The 25,925-nt window shown below is 26.7% G+C and carries 22 protein-coding genes, 1 other RNA gene and 1 riboswitch; of the genes, 4 read left to right on the forward strand and 19 right to left on the reverse strand.

Features of this window, described 5'->3' with window-relative positions; all coding sequences use genetic code 4:
* Window position 1 precedes the first annotated feature (1 nt).
* On the reverse strand, window positions 2–748 hold the full coding sequence (gene srlD / locus MCORR_RS01445; protein WP_104208014.1) for a sorbitol-6-phosphate dehydrogenase: 747 nt from the start codon (window positions 746–748) through the stop codon (window positions 2–4).
* A 10-nt stretch (window positions 749–758) separates the two neighbouring features.
* Entirely contained in the window at window positions 759–2,333 is a 1,575-nt protein-coding gene (locus tag MCORR_RS01450) for a PTS transporter subunit EIIC (RefSeq protein ID WP_219818479.1), read from the reverse strand.
* 229 nt (window positions 2,334–2,562) lie between these two features.
* On the opposite strand from MCORR_RS01450, the gene MCORR_RS01455 reads away from it, so the two are divergent.
* A complete protein-coding gene (locus MCORR_RS01455; protein ID WP_104207824.1) occupies window positions 2,563–2,688 on the forward strand; it encodes a helix-turn-helix domain-containing protein in 126 nt (41 codons plus the stop codon).
* 566 nt (window positions 2,689–3,254) lie between these two features.
* Here MCORR_RS01455 and MCORR_RS01465 read toward each other — a convergent pair.
* The 12 genes from MCORR_RS01465 to MCORR_RS01520 form a co-directional block, all read right to left on the reverse strand.
* Window positions 3,255–5,516, reverse strand: a complete 2,262-nt coding sequence (locus tag MCORR_RS01465; protein ID WP_104207825.1) for a S8 family peptidase — start codon at window positions 5,514–5,516, stop codon at window positions 3,255–3,257.
* Window positions 5,500–6,561: an ATP-binding protein gene (locus MCORR_RS01470; protein ID WP_104207826.1), complete on the reverse strand. Its 1,062-nt coding sequence runs from the start codon at window positions 6,559–6,561 to the stop codon at window positions 5,500–5,502. The genes MCORR_RS01465 and MCORR_RS01470 overlap by 17 nt, the downstream gene beginning before the upstream one ends.
* Before the next feature lie 78 nt (window positions 6,562–6,639).
* On the reverse strand, window positions 6,640–8,139 hold the full coding sequence (lysS, locus tag MCORR_RS01475; protein ID WP_104207827.1) for a lysine--tRNA ligase: 1,500 nt from the start codon (window positions 8,137–8,139) through the stop codon (window positions 6,640–6,642).
* 1 nt (window position 8,140) lies between these two features.
* Complete coding sequence (gene dusB / locus MCORR_RS01480; RefSeq protein ID WP_104207828.1) at window positions 8,141–9,118, reverse strand: tRNA dihydrouridine synthase DusB; 978 nt, start codon at window positions 9,116–9,118, stop codon at window positions 8,141–8,143.
* Window positions 9,119–9,120: 2 nt separating this feature from the next.
* A complete protein-coding gene (locus tag MCORR_RS01485) occupies window positions 9,121–9,438 on the reverse strand; it encodes a DUF1904 family protein (protein WP_104207829.1) in 318 nt (105 codons plus the stop codon).
* Between the two features lie 68 nt (window positions 9,439–9,506).
* Window positions 9,507–10,634, reverse strand: a complete 1,128-nt coding sequence (locus MCORR_RS01490) for a ComEC/Rec2 family competence protein (RefSeq protein ID WP_104207830.1) — start codon at window positions 10,632–10,634, stop codon at window positions 9,507–9,509.
* A gap of 2 nt (window positions 10,635–10,636) precedes the next feature.
* Complete coding sequence (locus MCORR_RS01495) at window positions 10,637–11,782, reverse strand: carbohydrate ABC transporter permease (RefSeq protein ID WP_104207831.1); 1,146 nt, start codon at window positions 11,780–11,782, stop codon at window positions 10,637–10,639.
* A 10-nt stretch (window positions 11,783–11,792) separates the two neighbouring features.
* Entirely contained in the window at window positions 11,793–12,833 is a 1,041-nt protein-coding gene (locus tag MCORR_RS01500; protein ID WP_104207832.1) for a carbohydrate ABC transporter permease, read from the reverse strand.
* Complete coding sequence (locus MCORR_RS03920) at window positions 12,823–14,958, reverse strand: ATP-binding cassette domain-containing protein (protein WP_104207833.1); 2,136 nt, start codon at window positions 14,956–14,958, stop codon at window positions 12,823–12,825. Before MCORR_RS03920 ends, MCORR_RS01500 begins: the two co-directional genes overlap by 11 nt.
* Window positions 14,959–14,978: 20 nt before the next feature.
* Window positions 14,979–17,279, reverse strand: coding sequence for a lipoprotein (locus tag MCORR_RS01510; protein WP_104207834.1), 2,301 nt, complete (start codon window positions 17,277–17,279; stop codon window positions 14,979–14,981).
* A gap of 106 nt (window positions 17,280–17,385) precedes the next feature.
* Window positions 17,386–17,446: riboswitch (nucleoside riboswitch) on the reverse strand.
* Window positions 17,447–17,536: 90 nt separating this feature from the next.
* On the reverse strand, window positions 17,537–18,502 hold the full coding sequence (locus MCORR_RS03970; protein WP_425437730.1) for an ABC transporter ATP-binding protein: 966 nt from the start codon (window positions 18,500–18,502) through the stop codon (window positions 17,537–17,539).
* Window positions 18,503–19,116: 614 nt separating this feature from the next.
* Complete coding sequence (locus tag MCORR_RS01520) at window positions 19,117–19,974, reverse strand: Hsp33 family molecular chaperone HslO (protein WP_104207835.1); 858 nt, start codon at window positions 19,972–19,974, stop codon at window positions 19,117–19,119.
* A gap of 79 nt (window positions 19,975–20,053) precedes the next feature.
* Between MCORR_RS01520 and serS the strand changes: the two genes are divergently transcribed.
* From serS to MCORR_RS01535, 3 genes are read left to right on the forward strand one after another with little or no spacing between them, the layout of a single operon-like run.
* Window positions 20,054–21,319 (forward strand): serine--tRNA ligase, encoded by a 1,266-nt coding sequence (gene serS / locus MCORR_RS01525; protein ID WP_104207836.1) that lies wholly within the window; start codon window positions 20,054–20,056, stop codon window positions 21,317–21,319.
* A 15-nt stretch (window positions 21,320–21,334) separates the two neighbouring features.
* Window positions 21,335–22,693 carry a tRNA uridine-5-carboxymethylaminomethyl(34) synthesis GTPase MnmE gene (mnmE, locus tag MCORR_RS01530; RefSeq protein WP_104207837.1) on the forward strand — a complete coding sequence of 453 codons (1,359 nt, stop codon included), beginning with the start codon at window positions 21,335–21,337 and terminating at the stop codon, window positions 22,691–22,693.
* A gap of 52 nt (window positions 22,694–22,745) precedes the next feature.
* Window positions 22,746–23,510: a hypothetical protein gene (locus tag MCORR_RS01535; RefSeq protein ID WP_104207838.1), complete on the forward strand. Its 765-nt coding sequence runs from the start codon at window positions 22,746–22,748 to the stop codon at window positions 23,508–23,510.
* Between the two features lie 11 nt (window positions 23,511–23,521).
* On the opposite strand, the gene MCORR_RS01540 is transcribed toward MCORR_RS01535, so the two are convergent.
* The 5 genes from MCORR_RS01540 to rpmH all read right to left on the reverse strand — a co-directional run bounded on the left by MCORR_RS01540 (window position 23,522) and on the right by rpmH (window position 25,847).
* Window positions 23,522–23,959, reverse strand: coding sequence for a nucleoside deaminase (locus tag MCORR_RS01540; RefSeq protein WP_104207839.1), 438 nt, complete (start codon window positions 23,957–23,959; stop codon window positions 23,522–23,524).
* 9 nt (window positions 23,960–23,968) lie between these two features.
* Window positions 23,969–24,064: signal recognition particle sRNA small type (gene ffs / locus MCORR_RS01545), an RNA gene on the reverse strand.
* Between the two features lie 17 nt (window positions 24,065–24,081).
* Window positions 24,082–25,332, reverse strand: coding sequence for a membrane protein insertase YidC (yidC, locus tag MCORR_RS01550; protein WP_104207840.1), 1,251 nt, complete (start codon window positions 25,330–25,332; stop codon window positions 24,082–24,084).
* Window positions 25,333–25,354: 22 nt separating this feature from the next.
* Window positions 25,355–25,684: a ribonuclease P protein component gene (gene rnpA / locus MCORR_RS01555; protein ID WP_104205891.1), complete on the reverse strand. Its 330-nt coding sequence runs from the start codon at window positions 25,682–25,684 to the stop codon at window positions 25,355–25,357.
* Between the two features lie 28 nt (window positions 25,685–25,712).
* On the reverse strand, window positions 25,713–25,847 hold the full coding sequence (gene rpmH / locus MCORR_RS01560; protein ID WP_104205890.1) for a 50S ribosomal protein L34: 135 nt from the start codon (window positions 25,845–25,847) through the stop codon (window positions 25,713–25,715).
* Between the last annotated feature and the right edge of the window lie 78 nt (window positions 25,848–25,925).

The following is a 25,925-nucleotide window of genomic DNA, read 5'->3' on the forward strand; positions in this document are numbered from 1 at the left end:
ATTACATCACCTGCCCACCAGTTATATTAATAGACTGACCAGTGCAATAACTTGCTTTATCTGATGTGTAAAAATATAACATGTTAAATACATCTTGAAAAGTACAACCCCTTTTTAAAGGGACTTTGTCAATATAGTGTTGTTTAACTTCAGATTCAAGAATATTTAGTTTAATAGCATATGATGGAATTAAAGATTCAAACATTTGTGAATCTAAAAGATTACCAAGCATTAAACAATTAACTCTTATGCCGTGTTCTGCTAAATCCAAAGCCATACTTTGTGTCAAACCGACACCGCCAAACTTAGCAGCTGAATATCCACAATTATACTTAGATCCTATTCTTCCAGATTTAGAATTGATTTGAATTATTGAACCTTGTGTTTTATTTTTAATCATTATTTTTGCAGCAGCTTGGGCTGTTAAAAAATACCCCACAAGATTTATATCTAAGCTTTTAATAAAGTCATTTTTTTTAAATTCAGTGATTTTGTTAGAAATTGCAAAACCAGCGTTATAAACTAAAATATCAATTTTTTCAATTTTTTCAAATGCTTTGTTTACTGATTCTTCAGAAGTTAAATCTGTTTCAATATACAATATATCACTAAATTCATTTTTTAAACTTTTAATAGTGTCTTTGTCATTATCAAGAACAATGACTTTATATTTTATTTCTTTAAATTTTAATGATAAAAACTTTCCTAAGCTTTTAGCACCACCTGCAATTACTACATTTTTTTCTATCATATTAAAATTAACCTCTTTTTTCTATTTGTACTGTTAAATTTTTATATAACTCATCATAAACACCAGGACCCATGAATTTTTGTATTGGGTAGATATATGAATTAGGAGCTTTTTGTTCAGCAAAAGTTTTAAAATTTTGCATAGTAACAACTACATCATAACTATCATTTAATTCTTTAACAGCAATATTTGTAACTTTAATCTCCAAATTATTTTGTTTAACTCATTTACTAACTATTCCTGCAGCCATTGCGCTTGAACCCATTCCTGCTTCGCAAGCAAAAACAATAGTTTTAACGTTTATTCATTGAAAATCTTTTTTATAAGTATTTTCTTGTTCTTTTTTATTTTCGTTAAATGAAATTCCTTCATCTGTTAATTGAAAATTCATTGATTCATCTCCACCTTTATTTTTGTCTGTAATCAATAATAATGCAGATATACCAAAAGCTATTAATACTCCAACCAAAACAGATAATAAGTTAATTAATAATGCATGCAAACCTGGTGATAGTGCTACCAAAGATATAATTGAACCAGGGCTTGGTGTTGCAATAGTTCCACCACCCAGATATGAAGTTATAAATTGTGAGCCAACAACACCCAACATTGTTGCAATCAACATTTTTGGTTTTGCTAAAATAAAAACAAAGTAAACCTCATGAATCCCTCCAATTGCATGTATCAATGAAGAACCTGCTGCATTATATCTATTTTCACCTTTAGTAAAACAAATATACGCTAAAAGCATTCCTAAACCTGGACCTGGATTTGGATCAAATAAAAAGAATATACTTCTAGGATTTTTTAACCCTTCAGCTGTTTGTTGGGCTATTTCATTGTAACCAATAGGCCCCATAACACCGTGATTCAAAGCATTATTTAAAAAACTTACTTTTACAGGTTCGGTGAAAATTCCCATTAACGGAGCTAACCATTTGTTACTTCCAAATAATGATATAATTTGAATCATTGTTCATGTTATACCTCACATTATTCAACCTCAGCCAAAAAATGTTACAAGTGCTAACAATATGCCAAAAAAACCTATACCAAAGTTTTTAACTAACATTTCATAACTTTTATTTATTTTTTCTAAATAAAAAGATTCCATTTTTTTAAGAAATCACCCAGACAAAGGACCAACAACCATTGCACCTATAAATTGATTAGGTGAACCAGGATGTGAACCATCAGCTAAAGTTATATGATTAGCATAAATTCAATCTGTCCCAATTATTGTTCCTAAAATTACAAAAGTAGCTAACATCCCTCCTCTTATTCCATAAATCATTCTTGCACCATTGAATGCAATTAAAATTGGAATTAAATATTTTAAACCAGGGTCAACTAAACGCCCCAACATTGGAGCATTAAATCATCCTAAAGGTTTGTTGTTATCATAGTCATATAAAAACATTGCGGTTCATAAACCTCATGCTAAAAGTACACCAATTGATGGCATAATCATTCCAGCCATAAAACTACCAACTTTTTGAACTTTTAATTTAAAATTTTTTCCTTTTAAACTTTTTTCAACTTTTAAAAATTTATTTTCTTCTAAACTCAGTTTTTCTTTCATAAAACCTCCTAAATTTATTATAAATAAAATTTTCACATTTTTGTAAATTTTTACATAAATATGTTTTTGTTATTTATATAATAGTTTTTGAAAATAAAAAAAGTTGCATAACAACTTTACGAATTAAAATTGGAACTGCAAAACTTATGAGAAAATTATCTCATAAGAGTTGTGGTTTTTTTGCGTAAAAAAGTAATTCCTTGACCGATCAAAGCCCAAAGGAATTACCATGAATAATTATAAACAAATTACTTTAAAAGAAAGAACATTAATAGAGTATTTATTCAATGTTCAAAAACAAAGTATTTCTTTTATAGCAAAAGAACTAAATAGAAATAGATCTACAATTTTATAGAGAAATACACAGAAACAAAGACGCTGTAATTTTCAAAGCTAAGGATGCACAGTTTACAAGAGAGAACAATAATATATTATCTCGTGAAATAGAAACATCAAGTATAAAAACTTTTTATTGTTCTTATACTCAAACTTTAACTCAAAGAGCTTTGGTATAGATGTTTGCGTATTTAAGTCAAAAGAATCCGGCATTACTGCGCCTTCTACTCAAACGGTTTATAACTTGAATCAAAAACAAAGATTAGTTATTGCCAGGCTTATTTTAAAAACCCTGAAATTTTAATTCTTGATGAATCTACTTCTTCACTAGATAATATTCTAGAATCTAAAATTCAAAAAGAACTTGAAGTATAAATGGAAGGTAGAACAACCATTTCTATTGCTCATAGATTACAACTATTAAAAGTTTGGATGAGATTTTTGTATTAGAACCTGGCGTTGGTATTGTTCAAACAGGAAATTTTGAAGAGTTAACAAAAAAAAGAAGTACTATTTAAAACCCTTTATAAATTATCTAAGTAATCATAAATAAAAAATATTTTTTCATGTACTAATATTTGTATTTTAGAAATTATTTTCAAATTCGATTAATTCTTCGGCTTTATTATAAAGTTCAATCTCGTTATCGATATTTATTCTTTTTACTAATCAACCATTCAATGTACATCTTTGTACAAAATCATCTATTCTATTTATTCCGTTAATTTCATGTAAGGTAACAACAACTCCAAATTTAATTCCTTCCCCATTTTTAACGCCTATTCTTTCTTTTGTTTTAATACTCATTCCTCACATTAGGTTTGGGTATGTTTTTTTGGGAATTTTTCTCTGTTTTGGTAGTTCACATATGTGTTTCACATTATCTCATTTTCCAAACCATTTTCTTGCGTATTCTTCTGTCAAATAATTTACGTCATCTGTTTCAAGGCTTTGCTTGTTATCATTTATTGAATTAATATTTCCATCAGGTTTTAATCTTCCAAAATAAATATCTAATTCAGTACTTGTATAGTCAACACCTTGCTTTCTTGAACAATTAGGAAAGTAGCAAAGTGTGGCTTTTGAAACATAAGGGTATTTTCCATTTTCTGTAGGCACTGGAAACCTATAATTGAAAGTATCATATTTTTCAGAAACACCTTCAATTAAAAATTTTATTTCTCCATTTTCACTATTTATTATATCTTGTATTTTTACAGGTACTATTCCGTGCCCTTTAAATTTTTTTTCATCTAATGATTTTTTGCTGTCTCAACCTATGGCCGAATCTATTAACAGCGCTTTTGCAACTTCGCGATTTAAACCTAAAACATTGATTAAATAAGATAATTTTCTTGAAATTCAAGGCGCAGCAAATGATGTACCAGAAACAAAGGCCCTACCATTTGGCTGACAAACCACCATGTAATCGCCATCTTCGTTGTTACCTCCAAAAAAACTTACATCTGGTTTTGTAAAAAACGATAGAACTATTCCTTCTCTTGAGTAGTTCGCTTTGTCTTTATTTTTTGTAACAGAGTTTACAACAATAGAGTTGATCGAGTCAGCTGGTGATCCAATTTTTTTTGATTTTTCTTTTTCTTTTAAATTTGTTCCCGAAACTACAAATATTACATCGTATTTAAATTGAATTTCGTCTAAAACACTAGCTTCTAATGAAATGAAATTATCGTTTATTTCATTAGAAGAACCTAAAGATAAGTTTCAAACCTTTATTTCGAGATTATCTTTTATTATTTTGATTATTTTGTTTATTACAACAGAAGAACTAAATTCACCATGAGTTGAAACACCAAAGTGTTTTACTTTGAATCTTCCACAACCATCATCCAAATGTTTGTTAAAAGATGGACCATCCACTATTATTGAACTTACAGAAGTTCCATGCACAAAATCTAACTCACTTATAGGTATTTCCTCATCTAAATGGTTTTCGAATTCTACTCATTGACTAAAATACACATTTGTATCAAACAAAGTGTCTATAACACCTATTGTGGGTTCATTTTTAGGTAACGGTATAACTATTTGCTCCTGGTTTTCATTCAAATATTGTTTTAGAGGGGGGATTTTCATTATGTCTTCGACATTCATCGAAATTAAGAATGGCGCTTTATCAAAAACTTTATCTATATCGTTATTTAGAAATTGAATAGTATTTTCGCCTATAAATTTATAATTTTGCTTTTTAATACCTATTTTAGTTAAAACTTCTTCTAAGTTTTCTTCTAAGTTGAAAAAAGTTATCGTTTTTTTGTTTGTATCTTTCTTTTTTAATTTAGGCAGCGATAATCTTTCTACATAAAAAGAATCAAAAAGAACTTCTTTAAATTTAGTTTTTGTTAAGTTTGGAAAATTTTTGAAATTTATTTCAGCAATTTTTGGTTTGATGAATTCTTGAAAGTTTTGTTGATCAAATTTTTGTGAAATAACTATATTAATTGTTTCCTCTAACCATTTTACTGATTTTTGAATTATTTCCGGAGAAACGAGATGTGTAATTATGTGTTTTTTGTTATTTTGAGAATATTTTGCGCCTACCATGGAATTATAAGATGGATTTTGATTAACGACAAACAAACCTTTTATTCTGTTGGATTTTGCAATAAGTTGTTTATAATGAACACTAATTAAACAATTTTTAATTAACTTGTTTTCTTTCCAAAAAAGTTGTATTTCTTCTAATTCTTTTTTTAATTTTGTTATGTTTGAAAGTTGTATTGTTGCATTAGCAGGTAAGTTAATTCCATTTGGTTTACTTCTATTAGATTTTTGTTCAAATCTTCCTTTTAAAAACAAAATTTTATTTTTACTTTGTTCCTTCATAACTTTGCATTCCTTTTAATTCCCTACTAACTTGACTTTTTGATATTCCTGTTAAAATTTCTATCTCTCTTACTGTGTAACCTTTTTCTTTTAAATTATTTATGTTCATGTATTTATTGTCAGTGTTTTTTAATAAGGTTCTTAAATATTCAAATTCATCATCTTTATCACTAAACGCCAAAGAAACTTTTATTAAGTTTTTTAAGTCTCCAGGCAAAGGTATAGAATGCATGTTTTTTATAATTTTTTTAAACAACACCATATTTCTTCCTTTATTTTTGAACTTTTTTAAAAAATCATTTAAAATTATTTCAGCTATCAAAATTAAATCATCAGTAGAATATTTATTAAAATCTATAACCGAATCAAACCTTCTGATTAGCGCTTTATCAAAATTATCAAATAAGTTTGTTGTAGCTATAAAAGGTATCGTTTCATTCATGGCATCTAATTCTTTAAGAAATGTTGAGGTAACTCTCCCCATTTCTCTTATGTCATTTGAATTTATTCTATCAAGTGCTATTGCATCCATCTCATCCAATAAAATAATTACATTTTCAGACTTTAGTGAGTTAATTTGTTTGAAAACACTACTTATGTTTTTGTTTGTTTGTCCCAATTTGCTATCTATCAAGTTGTTTATTTCTATAACATATAGTTTTTTGTTCAAAATTCTTGCAATCTGTTTGGCTGTCTCTGTTTTGCCAGTTCCGGGTAAACCCTGAAATAGAAATTTGTTCACCCCTACATTATTGTTTATTGCATTTATTATGCCTTTGATATCATATGCTATTGACTCAGGAAGTGGCAACGGTTGGTTTTTGTCATTAATAAAATTAGTGGCTTTTAATAAATCTGAAGAATAGTCAAGTTCCTGAGGCGTGAATGTATCAACTTCAAACAACAACCCCATTATATATTCTGAAATTTCACTATCACCATTGCTATCAAAAAATTTTGCTATTTCATGTGCTTCATTTTTAAATTCATAATCCTTAGATTCACAATGATATTTAATTAAATTCAATATATTTCTTTTTCTCATGCTTATCACCTTTTCTTCATTAAAATAATAACATATTGGGACAAAAAAAACCTTTTTGGGACAAAAAAGTTTTTTTCTCTATTCTTTATTTTTAAGTTGTGGAAATAATAATACATCTTTTATTGATTCACTATTAGTTAATAACATAACTAATCTATCAATTCCAATACCAATACCAGCAGTTGGTGGCATTGCATATTCTAAAGCTTCAATAAAATCTATATCCATTTCAGTAGCTTCATCATTTCCTGCATCAGCTTCTTTAATTTGATCATTAAATCTTTCATATTGGTCAATAGGGTCATTTAATTCACTAAATGCATTTGCGTATTCTCTACCAATAATAAATAGTTCAAAACGATCGGTGAATCTTTTATCATCTTTATTTGTTTTAGACAAAGGTGATATTTCTTTTGGGTGACCGTAAATAAATGTTGGTTCAATAATTGTGCTTTCAACAAATTCTTCGAAAAATAAGTTAATAATGTGTCCAACAGTTTGTTGATGTTTTTCAACATGTATGTTATTTTTTTTAGCTAACTCTAAAGCTTGGTCAATTGACATTTCTTTTCAAAAGTCAACACCAATTAAATTTTTAATCGCATCAACCATGTGTAATCTTTTAAATGGTTTTGATAAGTCTAATTGATGTTCACCATATTTAATAATTTGCGACTCATTAACTACTTCATTAGTTTTTCTAAATAACTCTTCAGTTAAATCCATTAAAAAATAAAAGTCTTTATAAGCTACATATAATTCAATGGAAGTAAATTCAGGATTATGTCTTGTGCTAATTCCTTCATTTCTAAATATTCTACCAATTTCATAAACTCCGTCAAACCCACCAACAATTAATCTTTTTAAATGTAGTTCTGTAGCTATTCTTAAGTAAACATCAGTATCTAGGGCATTGTAATGTGTTTCAAACGGTTTTGCAGCAGCACCACCCTTTATATTGTGCAATATAGGTGTTTCTACTTCCATATATCCTTTAGCATCTAAAACATTTTGAATAGTTCTAATAATTTTTGTTCTACAAATAAAAATTTTTTTTGTTTCGGGGTTAACAATTAAATCAACATATCTTCTTCTGTATTTTTCTTCTATATCTTGAATACCAGCATGTTTATCTGGCAACACTTTTAATGATTTAGAAAGTAGTGTATATCCTTTAGCTCTTAGTGATAACTCTCCATGATTTGTTTTCATTAAAATACCTTTAAAACCAACAATATCACCTAAATCTAATTCTCTAAATAAGCCAAACTCTTCTTCACCAATCTCATCTAATCTCACATACACTTGTAAAGAATCATTTTGATCATCAATATTAACAAAAGCTGCTTTGTTCCCAGCTTCTCTATATAATCTAATTCTTCCAGCAATTGAGATTTCTTTTTGGTTTAAAGATTCTAATTCTTCTTTTGTATACTTATTAAAATTAGATACTATTTCATTTAATGAATGAGACCTTTCATATTTTGTAACTTCAAAAGGGTTTTGACTTAATTCTTGAAGTTTTAATAATTTAGCACGACGTATTGTTTCTTGCTCTGTAAATTTTCTTTCTGACATATTATGCTCCTTTGTAAAGTTTTATTATATCTATAATATCATTAAACGCTTCAATTTGATTGGCTTGGTCTTTTAAACTGCTAATATTTTTAGTTTTATCTAGGGCATCTAAGTATCAAGTCAAGTGTTTTCTAAATTCCTTAATAGCAAATTCTTCATTACCTCTTCATTGGATTAAAAGTTTCGCGTGATTTAAAACTGTGGCTTCTCATTCTTGTAAAGTAGGTTTAGCTAATTCTTCACCAGTTTCTAAATAATGATTTATTTGTTTAAATATTCATGGATTACCTTGACTAGCTCTAGCAATCATTACTGCATCACAACCAGTTAAATCTAACATAGCTTTAGCACTAGGACCATCAACAACATCCCCATTACCAATAACAGGAATAGAGACCGCTTGTTTTACCTCTTTGATTTTTTCTCAATCAGCATGGCCAGTATAAAACTCATCTCTTGTTCTACCATGAACAGCAATTGCACTAGCCCCCGCTTTTTCAATTAACTTTGCTACTTCAACAGCATTAACACTATTTTTGTCTCAACCTAGTCTAATTTTTGCTGTTACAGGTTTTTTAGTGTTATTTACAACTGCTTGAACAATATCAAAAATAAGGTCTGGGGTTTTTAATAAACTTGAGCCACTAGCAGATTTAATAGCAACTTTTGGGGCAGGGCAACCAATATTAAGATCAATAATATCACAATCAACATTTTCATCAATTCATTTTGTTGCTGTAATAAATGAATTTACATCATTTCCAAAAATCTGCATGCTCATTGGGTGCTCTTCTTTATTAACTTCTAACATTTCATAGGTTCTTTTGTTGTTGTGTGTCATTCCTTCAATAGAAACCATTTCAGCACAAACAAGACTTGCTCCATGTTGTTTTGCTATTAATCTAAAAACAGGATTAGATATACCAGCCATTGGAGCTTGTACAAGTTTACCTTTTATTTCTATATTTTTAATTTTCATAATTATCCAAAGACCTGCCCTTCTACATAAAAATCTCTATTAATGTCTGTAAATTTTATTGAAATTATTTTATTTAAGTGCTTGAAATTATCTTCAATATGATTAACCATTTTTTCTCTTAATTCTATTTTTCTACAAATTCAGTTTATTTCTATATATACTTTTTCTTTATCACTTTCTGGTGATAGTATTGTTGATGGAATGTAGACATAAGAAATAGCGTTTGGTTTAGCCTGAATCAATAAAGCTAATTCATTTGTTTTTTTTGAATACTTAATTATTTCTTTTTCTGTTAGTCCATAAAATTTTAATATTGGCATAAGAACTCTTTTCTAATTAGTAATATTTTAACAAATAAAAAAATAAAGGAATTAACCTTTTATTTTTATTATTTGATTGAATCTAAAATTGTATTATTCAAAATTTCTATTTTATTTGTTTTAGATGATCATTTGAAAGAACTGTTTGTTTGTTTTTCTGGTATTTTAGAAAACTCTGAATCTAAATCTCCTGTTACAAAAAACTCAGCATCATTTCCAAATTGCTTGATTAATTTTTCTGTAATAGGTTTAGGGTTCATCGATTTGTGGCCTCCTGAAAATTTATCCCACTTAGATGTTGCCATAGTTGTAGAAAATATTGTATATTTTGAGTGACCTATAAGTTCTGCTACTTTTAATGTAGCTGAATTATCAGAGCTGTGATGTGCTGCTATTAGAAGTGCTGTTTGTTTTTCTTCAACTTTTTTCATGAATTTATCATCTCTAAGTATTCCTTGATTTTGTAAATCTCCCAAAACCAAAACTGTGTTACCATCAGCTGTGAACCTAATAACTTGACTAGTGTCATTTGGGTCTTCTCAAGGTCTTTCTTTCAAAGGCTTTAAAGTTTTATTTGAAGAATAAGAAGAAAGATTTTCAAAAGTTCCACCTAAAAAATTGTATTTTTTTGAAAATTTTGTATCAACTTTCCCATTTCAATTTGGAGCATTTTTTATAATTGTTGTTGTAAGGTTATCATATTCTAAAGGAGCTACAACTTTTGTTTTATCTTGTTCATAAGATTTTAAAATTTCAAAAACCAAATCATAATGATCTGAGTGTTTATGTGAAATGAAAATTCCATCAAGATATTGGATCCCAGCTTTATTTCTCATAAAATCAATAGCTCATTTTGAAGATGTTGTTTTCGCTTTTGTTCATTTTTTTTTAGGACTGACTTGATAATTATTTATAAAAAATTGTTCTGATTTTCTATTAGAATGACTATTTTCTATTTCAGCAAACTTTAATTCGTTTTCACTAGTTGAATCAACACCAGAACCTGCGTCAATCAAAACTGCATGAAAATCTTTTTCTACAATTGTAAAATTAGCATTCCCAACTGACATGACATAATAATTTATATTAGTTAGTTCTTTTGTTTTTGATGGTAAAAATATATAAAAAAGAATTGAACCAATTACTAAACAAAGTATTAAAATTAACGAAAGTATTATTGCTTTAACTCTTTTCATCATTACCCTTTAGAACTTGATGATCCTCTTTTAGAAAGACCATTGATTATAAATTTATTAAATACTACAAACACAACTAACATTGGTAAAATTGCTATAAAAGATGCTGCCATTTTAAGATTTATAGGGTTAAAACCAATTTGTAATTCTGGCTCAAGACCTGAAGTTTGCATCATTTTCCAAAGCATAATAGGTATTGTTTTTCACTCTGAGTTATCTCGCATTATAGTTACTGGCCATAGAACTGAGTTTCATGATTCAATAAAAGATATTATGAAAGCGGTAATAATAGTTGCACTAATAGCTGGTAAAGCAATTTTTAGAAAATATTGAAAACTAGAAAGACCATCAATTTTTGCCGCTCTTTTTAAATCACTATTTAATGAATAAAAAGCATTACTCATTAAGTAAATTGTAAAAACATTACCAATAAAAGGAATAATTAATGCCATTAAAGTATTTGTTCAGTTTAATTGAACCATAAGAATATATCTTCCAAGTAACATAGCTTCTCCAGGGACCATCATAATTGAAAACATTATCATCATGAATAAAGGGTTGATTTTTGTTCTTCAATTATAAATTGCAAATCCCCCAATAATAGAAGCTATCAATTGAGTCAATGTTGATAATATTGCTATAAAAAAGGAGTTTAAAAAAAATCTTTGAAAAGATATTGAGTCAGAAGAAACAGAACCAATAAAATTAAACATGTTTTTGTATGTTTCTAGACTTCAACTTTTAGGCCATAGCAATTCTCACAAAGTTGTTGTCTTCGTAGGATCAACTTCATCATAACTTTTAAAAGACGTAATTAACATTCAATAAAAAGGAAATATCGTAATAACAAACATAACTAAAAGTATAGTTCAATTCAAAAGTCCGGGTGCAATATTTTTATATCAAACATCACCAGACATCCTTAATGTATTTCTTTGTAATTTTTTAACTTTTTTTAAGTAAAAAAAGTTTTTAAAGTTTATTCATTTTAAAGAAAACTTAATGAAAAAAAACAAACTTATTTTCATAATAAACGCATTAAATCAATTATTAGACAAAATAATTTTTTCTTCTTTTTTTTCTATTTGACTTTCGTAATTAGAAATTTGAAAATTGTATTTTTCTCTTGATAAATTTTGGCTAGCCATATTTTCCTTTCTATCTGTATTTTTTATTTAAAAATTTAGATAATTTTTTATTAAATATTGTCATAAGCAAGGTTAATACCATAAGAACTATTGAAGCAGCTCCAGCTTTTCCATAAGAAGGTATACCACCTCCACTTGGATTAACTTTGTCAAATATATAATAAACAGCTGTTTGTGCTGAAGATTGTCTTGCTTCGGCATAGTTGTTAAATAAACCTAAAGGCATAAACTTAAACCCACCAATTATACTTGTGGTAATCATGTAAATTATTACTGGGAGTATTTGAGGTAATGATATTTTTCAAAATTGTTGTCATTTCGGTGTGCCATCTAATGAAGCTGCTTGATACAATCTTTTATCAACTCTTAAAAAAGCTGATGTGAACATTATTATTTTAAAAGGCAACATTCTTCATACACCAAATATAACAAGTAATATCATGGTATATTTTGGTTCTCTTCAATTTACATTAAAATCTTTTATAAAAATTTTCATAAATGTGTTTATAACTGGGTCACCGCCATTTAAAAATAACGTTGAGAAAACCATAGCCACAGCTAAAGATGATGTAACATAAGGTAAAAATAATGTTGATTGGAAAAAACCATATGCTTTTTTACTTAAAAGATTAGAAAGCGCTTTTGCAGTAAATAAAGCTATAAATAACGATATAGGCACTGAAATAACAACGTATATAAATGTATTTCTCAATGAATATACAAATTCTCTAGTTTGATCTTCAAAAAGTATAAATTTTATTTGTTGGAAGCTAAAAACAAAATTTCCAACAGATCCTCCATCACTAAAACCATATCTAAAAACTATAAATATTGAAAAATAAGAAAATATTAGAACAAATATTAAACCTGGTGTTATTCATAATAACTGATTTAAAAAGTCAAATTTACTTTTTTCCATATTTTTTGGTTTTGGTGCTAAAAACTTAGGTCTAAAGTCACTGTTTTTTTTATCCTGAATACCTTTAGGGTTATCTTTTAATTCATTGAACTCTTTAGTTTTTGTTTTTTTAGATCAATCATTATTTTGCATATTCAACCTCTATTTTATTTTGATTTTCATCAAAAACATAAATATTATTAGGGTCAGTATACAATTTTATAGTTTTGTTTTTTGCAACAATTTCTCAATCTTTTGGGTCTATAACTATCATTAGTTCTAAGTTATTTGTTTTTATTTTAACGTGATTTTGTTTACCTAATTGTTCAACTAAAACTACATGTCCTTCTGCTAAAAAAATTAAATTTTTATCTTTTTTTGTTAATATTTTTTCTGGTCTTATACCTAATTTGAAATTTTTAGATTCTGGTAGGTTTTTAAAGGTTAAAAACTCATTAGATGGTAATTTGAAACCACTTTTTGTTTTAGAAGTTTTTATAAAATTTATATTTGGTGTTCCTATAAAATTAGCAACAAACTCATTTGATGGGTGATTATATATATCTAATGGAGAACCTGATTGTTGCAAAACACCCTTATTCATAACATATATTGAATCAGATATACTCATAGCTTCTTCTTGGTCATGAGTAACAAATATAGTCGTAATTCCAACACTTTTTTGAAATCTTTTAATTCACTCTCTTGTTGTTAATCTTAATTTAGCATCTAAATTTGACAATGGTTCATCTAACAAAAGAATATTTGGTTTTTTTACAATAGCTCTTGCTATTGCTACACGCTGCTGTTGACCACCTGACAATTCACCTGGTTTTTTATTTAGCTGATTTTGTATTTCAACTTGTTTTGCTGTTTCAAAAACTAACTCTTTAATTTTTCTTTTTCTTGTATAAATTTGTTTTTTAATTTTGTTTTTTTGATCTTTTGTGTCTTCTAGAGAAGAGTTAACTAATAATTCTTGATCTAATGTTGAAAAATTTCTTAATAATATATCATTAACACGCATTTTTATATCAATTTTAATATTTTCTTCTAAATTGAAAGTTGCTTTATATTTTATTGAAAAATTAAATAAATTATTAAAATACCCAATTGTTTTAACAAATTTATTATTAGCATATTTTAATAAAATTTCTTTTTTAAATTTATCTAAGCTATTTTTAATTAAAGAATAAATAATTTCATTTTCAACTTTTAATTTTTTTGCTTCATTATTAATAAAATTAATTATTTCGCAGTTGACTTTAGATACGACATTGTTTTTAATAAAGTTAGATTCTATTTTAGTTTTTAAAGCAAGCAATAATTTTTCAATAATTGTATTAACTTCATTTAATTCATTATTAACGAAACTAAATGTTACTTCATCTTTTGTAATTTTGTATTTTTCGTACTCAGAAGATATTGAATTAGAAAAAATTACAATATTTAATTCTTTTTTTTGTTGCTTAGAAATTTCTTTCTTAGTCTTTTTCATTGTTTTTTTTAATTCATTTGTGTATTTAGAAAACGCTATATTTTTATCTTGAATGTTTTGTTTTAAATTTTTTATAAAAATAGAAAATCTAATGTCATATATTGATTCAAAAGACTTTAACTTTAAATGCAATTCATTCTCTACTTTATTAATAATTTTTTCAAAAGAAATTTTTATTTTATCATACAAATAAGTTTTAAGTTGATTAAATGCATCATTTTTTTTGTTTTCAGATCCTTGTGCTTTATTTATTACTGATACACAATACTCACTTATAGATTGTTTATGACTTCTTAGAAATTTAACCTTTAAATTTGATTTTAAATCTTCAAATTCATTGTTAAATTTATTAATTAATGAATCAATTTCTTTTTGTTGTTTTATTATTATTGAATATCCTTTTGATTCATCAATTGCTTTAATTCTTAATTTGTTTATTTTATTTTCATAACTTAATTCTTTTTTAAATTTTTTTGAATGATAAAGAGGATAAGCTATATTTTTAAATACACTCATGTGTGTATACAATGCATAACTTTGGAAAACTAAACCTATATTTCTTTTTTGGCTAGATTTGTGAGTTACATCAATCCCGTCAAAAAATATTTGACCAGAAGTTGTGTTAATTAATCCTGCTATGGCATTTAAAGCTGTTGTTTTACCACACCCAGAAGGTCCTAAAAGAGAAACAAGTTCACCTTTTTTTATTTCGATGTTTAAATTGTCAACAGCTAAAAAATTACCATAATCAATATTTATATTTTTTAGTTTAATGCTCATTTTAATCTCACTACTTAATTCTATTTATTTTTAATTTTTATTTTTTTTAATATGTCACCACCATCATGTGTCAGTATGTGATATGCCAATTTTGTAACATCAAGATTTGATGCACTTTCATAATTTAATAAGTCAGCAAATTTTGCTCCTTTTTTATACATTATAGAACTACCTTGGGTCTCAATTGTGGCTTGTTTAATAGCGTCTCTAAATTCGCTACCTATTGGTGATGGTGAAGATGCAACTAATATAGGTTTAGATTCATCATTTGTTTTTGATGAGTTAGATATTCCAGCTATTTTTGATAAGTAATCCTCTACAAAACCTGTATTGATAGAACTTATTGTAGCTCTTGTGTTAGTTTTTGAAGAATCTGATGCATCAGCCAATGGTGTAAATAAATCTTCAAATTTTGCATCTTGATTGTTTCTTATTTCTTTACTTAAGGTGTCAAGTTTATTAACTCTTTCATCTTCTGATTTATTTTCAAAAGTATAAGTTGTAACACCATCAGCTATATTTCTTGAAATTTTATTTCTTAAATATGATAAATTATTGATTTCTTCTAAAGTTGGTATTTTATTTTCAAAACCTTCAAATTTATATTTTGTTTCATCTTTATCAATATTTTCAATCATATCTTTTTTTAATGTTTCAAATGCAAATGCTTCTGCATTATTATAAGTTCCATTAATATATTCTTTAAAGATTTTTAATCCATCTTTTGTTGCAGGCATATAATTTGTTTTAAGCGCAAATTGTGCTGATTGCTTTGGTTGCATTATATATTGTAAGAAAGCAGTAACGCTTTTTTCTTTTTTATCCGCATTTTCACCATTTGATTTAAAGCCTGCTATACCAGGACCTTGTGACATGAAAGTGTCATTTTTATTTCCAATTGATGATGTTGTTATCAAATCTGCATTTGATGTTGCATAAGCAGAGTTTGATTTAGTTTTACCATTAGCATCTTTTGTTTCATATCTTAGTGTTGCAGATGTATAGTTATAAGCACCCGCAGATGATCCAGACCCAACAAGTGTTGTCCCATTTACAAAAGATTTACTTGTGTAAACTGCACCACCAGTTGTTGAATATTTACTCATAAAAACACCTTTTCATGCATCAAGCTTTTGACCATCTAATTTGTCATCAACCAAATTTTTAAGATCATCTAATAAAGCAGTTGTTTTTAAAAATGACTTTGAATTTTTATCTATTTGAAAATCTGTCCCAGTAACTTTATTTTTTGCATTAACATTTGTTTGAGAATTATAAAGGAAATTATTTTTGCTATCAGTAATATCTAAAGATCCGTTTTTTTCTGGGTTTTCTGCTGCTCAATCCATAAAAAATTTATTTTCTATAGAATCAATAGAAAATGCATAATGGGAATTAGAGTTATTTAAATCTGTTAATTTTTGAATTTCAGTTTGGTCTTGTGTAGCTAATATACTTTTTCCAAATGCTGTTTCGTTATAATCTATAGCACCATTAGTTTGATATATTGCTTTAATCACTTTTGCTATTGTCATGATGTTTTTTGAATCTTTAAAAATATTTTTTATTTCTTGAATATTAGTTACACCGCTAAGTATTGACTCAAAACTATTTCTATCTGATTCTGGTAATGTATTGTATGTATTATTAGCTATTTCTTTATTAAAATAACTTCCTTCATTTGCTTTTGGTCTACTTCCAAGAGAAAGTTTTCTTTCTGTATTATTGTATTCGTTAAGAATGTTTCTTATAGTTCCTTTATTTGTTTCTTGTCCTTCAATCAGTGTTTCTTGTAAATCAGCTAAAAGTCTAACATTAATTATTGAATAATCTACTGATTTTCCAAAGGGAAGTACTATTTGTTTACTTTGATATTCACCTTCTTTTAAATATGTTTCAGTAATTAAAGAGTCATTGAATTTTGAATACTCATCTTCACTACCATAAGAACTCTTCATATCTCTAACTTTGTCTTTTGCATTAGAGTATGTAAATTGTGAAACAGCATCACCATAAAATACATATAAGTCTGGTAAATTACCTTTTGCAGCTATGTTTTTTGAAATGTTTCCAGATTTTTCTCACCTAGCTTCAATTTTAGCCATTTCACCAGAATTAATTTGTTCAGCATAGGTTTCATTAAATTCATCAATTAGGTCTGAATAACCTTGTTGTTTATCTTTTGATGTAGTGCCTATTGTTTCTTGTGGCATTAAAAATATTGCATTTTTTTCTGGTTTAACACCCCCACAAGATACAGCAGTTAATGAAGCAGGAACAGTTAACGTTGTTGCAGTAAAGATTGATAATAATTTTTTCATTTTTCTCCTTAGGTTTTATTTATGAAATTTAAAATTATTTAGCAACTAATATAAAAAAGATAAAAAATCAACGCAATACAAACCAGCTGACCTTTCTATCTTTTTTAATTATAGTTTTAGATTGGTCTAAAGCAGGTCGATAACCCATTATGTTATCTTGTATAATTTTTATATTAAGTTGTTATTTTTATTTTATATATTTAATTTACAAAAAGGGGGGTTTTATAAATTAAAAAAATGGGAGACCCATTTTTTTGTTATGATCAATCAATTGATTGAGGATCTGCTGGGTTTGAGTTTTTTTCTAAACTGTCAATCAATCCATTTTTAATATGAATAACTGTGTTAGCAATTTTAGCTATGTTAGGGTTGTGAGTAACTACAACGATTGTTGTTTTTTGTTCACGGTTAACTTTAACTAAGATTTCAAGAACTTTACGTCCCATTTCTTCATCTAACGCACCTGTTGGTTCATCAGCAAATAAAATTTCGGGGTTTTTAGCTAATGCTCTAGCAATAGAAACCCTTTGCTGTTGTCCACCAGACATTTGGTGAGGATATTTATTAATTTGTTCTTTCATGCCAATTGTTTCAAAAATTTCTTCAATTGTCATACCTTTTTTCTTTTTGTTTGCTAAGTTTTGCCCAACTTCAGCGTTTTCTTTAGAAGTAAGGTTAGTTAAAAGGTTGTATTGTTGAAAAATAAATCCTACATTTTTTCTTCTAAATTTAGTTAGATGCGAATCTTTTAATAACGAAAGGTTTGAACCTAATACAAATACATCTCCTTCAGTTGTCTTATCTAAGCCTGATATAACATTTAAGAAAGTTGTTTTTCCAGAACCAGAAGGCCCAAGAATAACAATAAAATCACCTTTATCAAGTTGAATATCAATACCTTTTAAAATTGGAGTTTCTAAATCGCCAGTTTGGTATGATTTTCTGACGTTTTTTAATTCGATTATGTGCTTTTCAGTATTTGGTTTATGATCTTTTGTAGAAACTATTTCACCATCAGATAAAATTCTTTTTGAATACTTGTTAGTTAACTGATATTGGAATTTTTGTTTTTGTTTTAAACCTTTAACACCTTTATCAAAACCAGGTGTATTATCAATAGAAGTGTATTTTCTATCTTTTGATTTAAATTCTTCAAAAGTTTCACTTTCATTATCATAATTTATTTTTTCAATTGAAGTAATAATATCGGGATTGTTTTCCACCTCAGCATCCACAAAAGGAGAAATTGTTGTTTCTTCTTTAACGGGTTTAACTTCTTCTTTTTGAGATTCTTTTTGAGCTTTAAGCGCTTCTTTTTGAGCTTTTTTGATTTGTTTTCTTGTCAAAGGCTTTTCTTCAATAACACTTGGTTCTTCACCATCAAATTGCTCTAGTGTGTCTGTAATAAGAACTTCTTCTTTTTGAGATTCTTTTTGAGCTTTAAGCGCTTCTTTTTGAGTTTTTTTGATTTGTTTTCTGGTCAAAGGCTTTTCTTCATTAACACTTGGTTCTTCACCATCAAATTGATCTAGTGTGTCTGTAATAAGAACTTCTTCTTTTTTATTAGCTTTTTTTGTTTTTTTAGCTAATTTAGCATCTTCTTTAGCTTTTTGTTTAGCAATAGCTTGCTCATTAGCTTCAATTTCACCCTTAGACTTTTCACCGCGAGCATGTGCTTTATTTCTTTCTAAAACATCTTTATATTGATTAAGAACTTCTTCTTTAGAAGGCAGTTTTTTGTTTACGTCTTTACTCATAATTTTCTCTTTTCTTTCAAGTCATATTAATCACTTTAGTTAAAACAATATCAATAAAATTATATCATAGCATTTTTGTATTAAATCAATTTGTTTAATTCTGTGTACTTTATAGTGTAGTCTTTATTGCAAAAGTCACAATTAATGTAAACATTTTCTTTGTTATTAATTAATTCTAATAATTCTTCTTTTCCTAAGAGTTTAGCTAGGTTTAAAATTTTTTCATAATTGCAATTACACTCAAAAATTATTTGACTTGTTGAAAGAATTTGAGCATCATCTAAAATATCTTTTATAACTTCATAATAATTTGTTGATTTAACTAAAACATCAGTTAAATATTTTGTATTACCAATTTTATTTTCTAACATTTCAATATTTTCTTGAGTGTGTTTAGGTAATAATTGAATTAAAATACCTACTGCTTTATCGATTTTAAAACTATTATTAAAAGTAACATCTGTGGCTATCAAAGAAGTTATTTGACTACTTTTTTTCAAAAACTGCATAAAAATGGAATCCATATTTGAACCTTTTGTTTTAATTGATGAAATATATGGTGCTTTTAAACCCATATCTCTTGAGTAATAAATTTCTCCAGTTTTGCCTAGCATTAAATCCAAGGGATTTATATCCTCAGTAGTTTCACACATTTCAAAGTGTTTTACTTTACTTGTTGATCTTATTTTGTTATCTTCAAACTCTGTAATCATTCTTTTAATAACACCCTCATCAGTAGAATATGCTGTTGATATTTTGTTATTATCTTTATTATCTATAGCAACCAGTGTATTATTAATGGTAAATTTTGCTAAACAAATATTTACTATTGGTGAAGATTGTTGTAAATCACAAATTTTATTAATTGATTCTGAAATATCTACTATTGATATTTTTGCGTTGTGTTTGTTGCTTATCGCTCTAATTTGTAAATCCATGTTTGCCCTTTTTTTATTATTTTTAATGTAATATTATAATAACTTAAAAATACTTAAATGAAAGCAAGAAGGGGTTATTATGTTAGATATTAATTTTGTAGAAAACAACTTAGATTATGTTAAAAAACAGTTAAATAAAAGAGGTTTAGACTTTTCTTTAGAAATTGATTTTATTGTTAAATTAAACATTGAAAGAAAAAATGTTTTAAAAGATGTTGAAATTAAAAAATCATTAAAAAATAGTTTATCTAAAGAAATTGGTTTATTAATGAAGAACAATGAACTTGATAAAGTAGAAAAAAATAAAAATCAAGTTAATGAATTAAACAGTGATATTGAAGTTTTGGACAAAAAACTTTTTTCTATAATTAATAAACTAAACGAAAAATTACTTTATATTCCAAACATCCCAAACGAACATATGCCAATTGGTCTAAGTGATGAGGATAATCCAATTATTAAAGTTTGAAATTCAGATAATTTAGTTAAGCACAAAAAGCCACATTGAGAAATTGCTAGTCAATTAAATTTAGTGGATTTTGAGTCAGGACCTAAACTAAGTGGTAGTCGTTTTGTTGTTTACAAAGAACAAGGTTCTAAACTTGTTAGAGCATTAACAAATATTTTATTAGATAAGCATATATCAGTTGGTTATAAAGAAATTACAGTTCCTTTGATTGTGAATGCTGCTGCTATGCAAGGAACTGGTCAATTACCAAAATTTGAAGAAGATGCATATAAAGTTGGTGAGCAATATTTAATTCCCACTGGTGAAGTTCCACTAACTAACTTACACGCTAATGAAATTTTAGATTACAAAAAGTTACCAATAAAATATACAACCTTTTCTCAATGTTTTAGAAAAGAAGCTGGTAGTGCTGGCAAAGATACAAAGGGGTTAATTCGTTTACACCAATTTAATAAAGTTGAGTTAGTTAAAATAACAGACCAAGAGTCAAGTTTTAATGAACTAGAATTAATGCTGGTAGATGCTGAAAGTATTTTACAATTATTTAACCTTCCTTATAGGATTGTTGAATTATGCACTGGGGATGTTGGCTTTAGTAGTACAAAAACTTTTGATATTGAAGTTTGATTTCCAGAACAAAATAAATATAGAGAAATTTCAAGTGTTTCAAATTGTATAGATTTTCAATCTAGAAATATGGCAACAAGATATAAAACAAAAGATGGTAAAACCAAATTAGTTCATACACTTAATGGTAGTGGCGTAGCTATTGATAGATTAGTTGGTGCTATTTTAGAAAACTATTGAGATGGTGAAAAATTAATACTTCCTGAAATTTTAAAAGCTTGATTTGACAACCAAGAGTATATTAAATAATTAGGTCAGTGATTTATGAAAAGTATAAACCAAACAATAGTTGCACCAACAACTAGTTTAACTAATCAAGCCATTGCATTAATTAGAATTAGTGGGGATGAAGCGTTTGATATAATTAACAAATTAATAAAATATCCAATAGATAAAACAAAAAATGTTTTATTTAAAAAGTTATATGATGAAAAAGAATTAGTTGATGAAGTTATTATCACTTCTTTTGTTGCGCCTAATTCTTTTACGGGAGAAGATGTTATTGAAATTGCTTGTCATGGAGGTATTTTAAATACACAAAGGATTATTAAATTAATTATCAAAAAGGGTGCAAGAATGGCAAATAAAGGGGAATTTAGTCAAAGAGCTTTTTTAAATAACAAAATAGATTTAATTCAAGCAGAAGGCATTAATGATTTAATCTTTGCTAAAAATGAAATGGCACTTAAAATTGGTGTTAACAATATGGGGGGCATTTATAATAATGGGATTTTAGAAATTAAAAACCAACTATTAGATGTTATTTCAAGAATACAAGTTTCTATTGATTATCCAGATTATGATGATGTTGAGGGAAGTTCCATAGATGAATTAACGCTTTCTTTAGAAAAAATAAATGTATATGTAGATAAATTATTAAAAAGATCAAAATTAGCTAATTCAATTACAAATGGAATTAAAACAGCTATTGTTGGTAAGACAAATGTTGGTAAATCTTCATTATTAAATGCCTTAATTCAAGAAGAAAGAGCTATTGTCACAGACATTGAAGGAACAACAAGAGATATTGTCACCGGCCAAATAAATTTTCAAAATTTAACACTTGATCTTGTGGACACTGCGGGTATAAGAAAAACAAACGACATTGTTGAAAAAATAGGTATTGAAAAATCTTTAAATGTTATTGATAATTCTGATTTTATTTTGTTAGTTGTAAATGCTGAAAACATATATGACCAAGACAATAAGGATTTAATTTCAAAAATAGGTGATAAAAAACATTTAATTGTTGTTAATAAAAAAGATTTAATTTCAAATAAAGATATTATCGAAATTTCAAAAAAATTTAATAATGTTATTTTTACAAATGCATCAAATTATGATGTTGATGATTTAATAAATTGCATTGAAAAAATGTTTTTAAATGAAGAATTATTAAAAAATGAAAATTTAGTTTTAATAAATATTGAACAAATAAATTTGGTTGAACAAATAAAAGATAAATTGCTTAAGTCCTTAAACTCTATTCTTGAAGGTATGCCAATAGACATAGTTAATGTTGATTTAAATGTTGCTTGAAATTTATTAAATGAACTTGTTGGTGAACAATATGATGAGGAAATAATTGACAATATTTTCAAGAAATATTGTTTGGGTAAATAAAAAAATTGATATAATTTTATTAAATGAAAACAAAATAAAAGAAGAGGTTTAAATGAAAATGAACAAAATAAAGTTTTTAATAATTTTATTTCTTGCAATAGCTCCAATTTCTTGTATATTATTAGATGTCATTATGAATACAATCTATGGAATTCAATTAAAACAAGGATTAGAACCCCAAAAAGTTGGTTTTATTCAAACAGTTTGTGAACAAACAATTTACTTTTCTGTTTGGTCTGCTTTAGTTACGTCTTCTTGAGGATTTATTAAATTAATTAATTACATAAAAACTGATAAAAAAATAGTTTGAGTTGAATCTAAAAATACTGAAACAATGGTTTTAACTTACAGTTTTGTTTCAATGATAATATTTACAGGAGCAATGTTTATAGCAAGAGATACTGTTGTTGGTTTTACAAATTGATATAACACTATTAAGTCTGTTGTAGAACATTGAATTTGTCCATTTATTATAATGATCTATTATTTTTATTTTAGAGAACAACGTCCTGATTTAAGTTTGAGAAATTACATGATAAATCACGCTTGAAAAAATAACATTTTAGAGCTATTTTATGGTGCTTATTTAATAATAAGGGTGATTTACATTAAAAAATATATGGATTATAATGCATCACTAAGACCTTTTCCATATGAACAAATGGATCCTTATAAAACAAGTTTTTTTCAAATGTATGGTTTAATGCTTGCTGCTATTTTTGCAACTTATCTATTTAGCGGTTTATTTGAATATTTAAGTTTTAAAAATTCATTAATAGTAAATAAAAGAGCTTTAAAAAATTTTGAAAAAAATTAATTTTAACAATTTTAATTGTTATTTTTTTGTCTGTTTTTTTGAAAAAAATTATTTAGTATTTTGGAATAGGTTTCTTTTTGAAATTCATTTTCAATTTTAATTAAATTTATTGACTTTTCGTTAATTGACAATTTAGATTTATAACCAAACTTTTCGTTTTCTAGTAAATAATAAACTTTATTTATTTTGGCCTGTTTAATAGCTTGATAACACATCTCACAAGGCTCTAAAGTTGTATAAAGATTATATTTTTTAAGGTTCGTTGTTTTAAGTAATTTAAAAGCTTTATTTATTGCATTAATTTCTGCATGCCCTGACACTTTTAATTCTTTCTCTTTGTTATTTACCCCTTCACTTATTATTGTGTTATTTTCAAATATACAAGAATAAACTGGTACATCATTAGTTAGTAAACATATTTGAGTTTTTAATATTGAATCTTTAAACATATTAATCCTTTCAAAATAAAAACCATGATACAAGACACATTCTCTTATAGCTGCTACCTTCCGGTCCTGACTCATTCAAGCGTTATCTTTATCATGGCATATTTAATTATATAACATTTATATTAAATGTTGTTTGTTTTAATTTTCCTATTTTTTTGTTGTTTTCTTCTTCTATTTATTTCTTGACTAGAATTATTTGCTTTCTTTTTATTATAAAAAAAGAATCCTAGTGTTTGACAAATTTGGAATGTTGATGAGAATATTCAATAAATTGCAACACCAGATGCTACAGAAATAATAATTATAATAAATGTTAAAGCAAAAACACCTTGAATTAAATATTGTTTTTTTCTAGATTTTTTTTGTGCTACTGTCAATGTTGAAGAAGGTTGTTTTATTGATTGTAAAATTAATGGTAGCAACATTGAAAAAATTTGTAAAGGTAAATATATTGCAATTATTAAAATATAAATATACTCACCTTGTTTAATTTGTGATCAAGGTTTATCAATAAGAGATATTAAACCAACTGATGCAACTTTTAAAGATCTTGTAGATCTAACAATCGCATATGTGGCAAATAAAAATGGCATCGTTACAACAGCACCAGCCATTGCACTAAAAGGGGAAAAACCCTCTTTTTTATAAATAGCATTTATTTCTCTTTGTTGTTTTTGTTTAGCTTCTGGGGATTTGTCACCCTTATATTTTGCTGTAATATCTGCTGTTTTAAGTTGTACTCTTTGTTGCAAATCTTGATTAACTTGAGATTTTCAAGTAAATATAAGTGTAAAAGATTTAATTATTATAACAGTGAATAACATTGCAAATATAACAGCAATTCCATAACGTGTTTCATTTAATTCTGGGTTAAGCGAACTAGACATCATATAAATTAAAGAATTAAGCAATAATGCAATAGGGTATACAAAGAAACCATAAAATGGTGATTTAGTTTTTGAGAAAGCTTCTCCTCAACTTCCTATTACGTTGTATGCATATTGTTGCCCGTCCATATTACCAGTAATTATGTTTCACCAGTTTTGTGACGTGTGTTCGCCAAAAATTGATGTTACTATTTCAAAAGAAATACCAGCAGAAAAAACTTTTCTACCTGTTAAATCTGTAACGTCTTGAATTGCATATGGTGACTGATACATTTGCACACAACCTCAAAGCATTGATACAATTATAAATAAAAATGTTAATATTTTAACTCATCTCCATATTAATTTAATTCATCTTTTTCTATAATCAGGGTCTTTCATTTTTTCAGAAAAAGTTCTTTTTGTATTTAATGTTTGATTTTTACTCAAATAAGATAAAACTCTTGCATCTTTTGCAAAAAGCATAAACTGTTCATTATTATACATGATAGAACCCCCTGTATGATTTCTATTTAACTGATTTTATAAGATTTGTAAGATCTTTAGAAACTTCTTCAAAAGTTTTATAAAGTAAGTTTTTTCTAGCTATTATAATTATATCAAAAGGAGCATTAAAATCGTTTTTAATTATATCAAACACTATTGATCTAATTTTTCTTTTTATTTTATTTCTAAGCACTGCGTTACCTATTTTAGTTCCAACGCTTATTCCATACCTAAAATTTAATTCTTTATTTTTAGAATAATAAATTACAAATGTAGAATTTTTAAATGATTTATTTTTACCAATAATGGTTTGAAATTCATGATTTTTTTTTATTATTTTTTTGTTTTTCATATTTATTAAATAAAAAATAAAGCGGAAATTAAGCTGTTAATTTCGCTCTACCTTTTGCTCTACGTGCTTTTATAATTTTTCTACCGTTTTTTGTTGCCATTCTTGCTCTAAAACCATGTACACGTGAGTGTTTGATTTTTGATGGCTGTCAAGTTCTTTTCATATTCACAAACCCCCTTCTGCTCTTTTTCTTGGATAACTTAAATAATTATAATATGAAGTTTTACAAAAATGTTACTTT

This window comes from Mesoplasma corruscae, assembly GCF_002930145.1.
Lineage (GTDB): Bacteria > Bacillota_I > Bacilli_A > Mycoplasmatales > Mycoplasmataceae > Entomoplasma > Entomoplasma ellychniae.